Origin of the sequence: Pantoea sp. ME81 (assembly GCF_903970985.1) — a bacterium.
Classification (GTDB): domain Bacteria; phylum Pseudomonadota; class Gammaproteobacteria; order Enterobacterales; family Enterobacteriaceae; genus Pantoea; species Pantoea communis.
On record NZ_CAJCKS010000298.1, the window covers coordinates 1 to 3115 of the forward strand.

The window sequence follows — 3115 nt, forward strand, 5'->3', positions numbered from 1 at the left end:
TGCCCTACACGGCCCTCTTCCCATCTCTTTTCGCCGCCGTGTAAGGTAACGTCACTTTTTTTATCCGGAACTTAGACTGATGCGTGAACAAGCCATTTTTGCCGGCGGCTGCTTTTGGTGTACTGAAGCGATTTTCCAATCCATCCATGGTGTATTGAGCGTGGAAAGTGGTTATATCGGCGGCCATGTCTCGTCACCCACTTACGATCAAGTATACAGCGACACCACCGGTCACGCCGAAGCGGTGAAAATCGAGTTCGATCCCGATCTCGTCAGTTACGACGATTTGCTCGACATCCACTTCGCGACACATGATGCCACGCAGGAAAACATCAAAGACGGCGTGGTGCGTTCACGTTATCGCTCCGCACTGTTTCCGACCAGCGATGCACAACGCATTGCCGCTGAACAAGGGATAGCGCGCGCCGCTGCCGAACTCAGCAAGCCGCTGGTGACAAAGCTGGAACCGTTAGCCGAGTGGTACGCAGCCGAAGACTATCACCAAAACTTCTGGGAGAAAGAAGGACAGGAAAACGCCTTCTGTATGATGAATATCCCGGCAAAACTGCAGAAACTGCGCAATAAATTTCCGAAACAGGCATCAGACGCTTAACGCGCCATCTCATCAATAACCTGTGTGATGCGCTGAATCACCCTCTGCGCCGCCCGCGATAACTGTCGGGATGGCGCAGTACAAAGGGCCAACGTCAGCGGACGCATCACGCTGTTTTTCAGCGGCACAAAGCACAGTTGCTGCTCCTGCACTTCAGTCATCACATCCAACAAACTCAGCACGCATACGCCAGTGCCCTGAGCAACCAAACTGCGTATCAGGCGAATATCGTTGCAGGCAATAATGTTATCCGGCGCCATGCCCTGCTTGCGGTATAGCGCATCGACCCGTTCATGGACCACCAGCGAATCACCAGGAATGATATGCCGTTCCTGGCTCAATTGACTGAGCGATAGCGCATCGCACTGGCTCAATGGATGATCGGGCGCCATGACTATACCCATATCCAGTTCCGCAAACGCCAACACATCCAGTCCACTCTGTCCCGCCGGATCCAGGATCAAGCCAAAATCAATCGCAGACTGTCGAATCAATTGGCTGATGGCGTGGCTGTTGTCGACGGTAAGTTCCAGCCGCAGCCACTGATGTTCACGTGCAATATCCGCAATCGCATCAGCCACCGGTCCCTTAGTCAGTGATTGCACCAGACCCGCGCTGACGTTACCGCGCTTCAAACCCTGTATATCGTCGAAACGCTGGCACGTAACGCGAAACTCGCGCTGCCAGCGCATCACATCGTCGTACAACAACTCACCGGCGGTGGTCATCCGCAGCCCATCCGGCAAACGCTCAAACAGCGGCGTACCAAAGCTCTCTTCCGCCTGCAGGATCTGCCGGTTAATGGCGGACGCGGAGACGTGCAGTTTCTCGGCGGCTTTACGTAAGCTGCCGCTGCGAGCCACTTCTGCAAAGTAAACGGAAAAGCGGGAAAACGGACTCATGCATCACCTGTACTGTTTTTTGCAACACTTGATTGAATTATGTCGGATGGATTTGTACAGAGCTAATTATTCACAATGTCCTGTTAAAAATGAAGTCTTTCAGTCGCCCTTGTGTGCCAATGGCAGGAACATCACCATGAATACCCGCAACGTCGAGCTGCGGGTCCAGTTAGAAGATGTGCACGCTTTCAATATGCGGGTATTTGAAGAGGATTGCCTGAGGGGGGAAACAAAAAAACCCAGCGCCAGCCGCTGAACAGTTTATCGCGCTGTGCTGCTCACGCATTTAATCACGCAATCGGGTGATCGACCTGTAACTTATTTAGTGCGCCACATGCGGTACTGCCCCCAGAAGCCTACTTCTGTGGCGTACTCCTGTGGCGTGCCGTCAGCCACAATATCCAGCGACTTGCGCATCCCCAGACTCATCACTGAACAGTCATTACTGACGCGCAACTTGTGCAGACCATTTTCCAGATAAGCAGTGACAAACTGGTTTTGACGCAACATCGCGACATCCTGACCATCCACGTTCACCACGAATTTGCAGGTTCCACCGCTGGCACTACCAATAAACTGCTTGAGGCGCGTAACAGTCACCGATGTCTGCTTCTTGCTGGCATCCGGTGTCACCATTTGCTGATTGATGATGGTATCGGCTGATCCATAAGGTCTGGCGCACCCTGCCAGGGTTAAAACCGCTAACGCTATCAATGCTTTTTTCATTACTTTCCCTTTAGTCTGCTGCTCCATGCAGCCATTCGCTATGCGTTATCGGCGCTACGGGTGAAATCTTCAATACCACGCTATAACAACAATTGCCTCAGGTTGTAGAACGCTCCCGCCAGCGCGATCAGCAACAACATCAGCATTGATATCCGCTCCAGGCGCTGCTGATGTGCTCCCGGCAGCCAGCGCTTTACGGTGATGATATAAAACGCCAGCACCGCAAAATCGAAGGCCATCCACACCAGCGCCAGGGTAATCAGGCTGCTGCTCAGATCAGGCGTGATGGCGATAAACTGTGGAAACAGCGCGGCAAAAAACAGAATATCTTTTGGATTAGAGATGCCCACCACAAAGCCTTTCAGCAATCCACCCTGTGCTGCAGGCCGGTGGGCGGTTGCACTTGTCGCAGCACGCAACCCTCGCCAGGCAATCACGCCAATAAACAGGGAACCCAGCAACCCGGCGACTTGCAAACTCAAGGGATTGAGAGAGACCAATCCCGTCAACATCAGTGCAGCCAGCGCAATCAACACCAGTGATGCCGCGTTAGTGCCCACCACTGTGGCAAAAGCGCGGCGATAACCGTGACGCGCGGCCGTGCCCGTGATCAGCGCCACCACCGGGCCTGGCGTTATTAACAGCAATAAAATCGCCAGCATATACGCCAGCAGCAGTGAGAAGTTCATGGCAACGACCTGAAACGTATCAGAAGGTCGCCAGTATGGCTTTTCGTTTCCACATTGAAAAACGCTTTAAAATGCCGTTGAATGTGAGTTTTACTCAATATTGAGTTTGCCTTATGACGCTTCCTCCACTTTACGCGTTGCGCGCCTTTGCCAGTGCGTCGCAATTGGGGTCTTTTAGCCAGGCC

General features: G+C 53.0%; 4 protein-coding genes and 1 pseudogene. 2 read left to right on the forward strand and 3 right to left on the reverse strand.

Annotated elements, in window-relative coordinates:
• Positions 1-76 precede the first annotated feature (76 nt).
• Positions 77-613, forward strand: a complete 537-nt coding sequence (msrA, locus tag H7A81_RS26525) for a peptide-methionine (S)-S-oxide reductase MsrA (protein WP_082678132.1) — start codon at positions 77-79, stop codon at positions 611-613.
• On the opposite strand, the gene H7A81_RS26530 is transcribed toward msrA, so the two are convergent.
• The gene (locus tag H7A81_RS26530; RefSeq protein ID WP_034822648.1) at positions 610-1515 is read right to left on the reverse strand and encodes a LysR family transcriptional regulator; all 906 of its coding nucleotides are present in this window, start codon (positions 1513-1515) and stop codon (positions 610-612) included. The two genes, msrA and H7A81_RS26530, sit on opposite strands and share 4 nt — an antisense overlap.
• Positions 1516-1660: 145 nt before the next feature.
• Here H7A81_RS26530 and H7A81_RS27860 point away from each other — a divergent pair.
• Positions 1661-1756 (forward strand): annotated as a pseudogene (locus H7A81_RS27860) (hypothetical protein); the annotation flags it as partial.
• Positions 1757-1833: 77 nt separating this feature from the next.
• Here the strand turns inward: H7A81_RS27860 and H7A81_RS26535 are convergent.
• Together H7A81_RS26535 and H7A81_RS26540 are read right to left on the reverse strand one after the other, a co-directional pair.
• Complete coding sequence (locus H7A81_RS26535; RefSeq protein ID WP_182059260.1) at positions 1834-2241, reverse strand: hypothetical protein; 408 nt, start codon at positions 2239-2241, stop codon at positions 1834-1836.
• 80 nt (positions 2242-2321) lie between these two features.
• Positions 2322-2930 (reverse strand): LysE family translocator, encoded by a 609-nt coding sequence (locus tag H7A81_RS26540; RefSeq protein WP_182059261.1) that lies wholly within the window; start codon positions 2928-2930, stop codon positions 2322-2324.
• Positions 2931-3115: the final 185 nt, after the last annotated feature.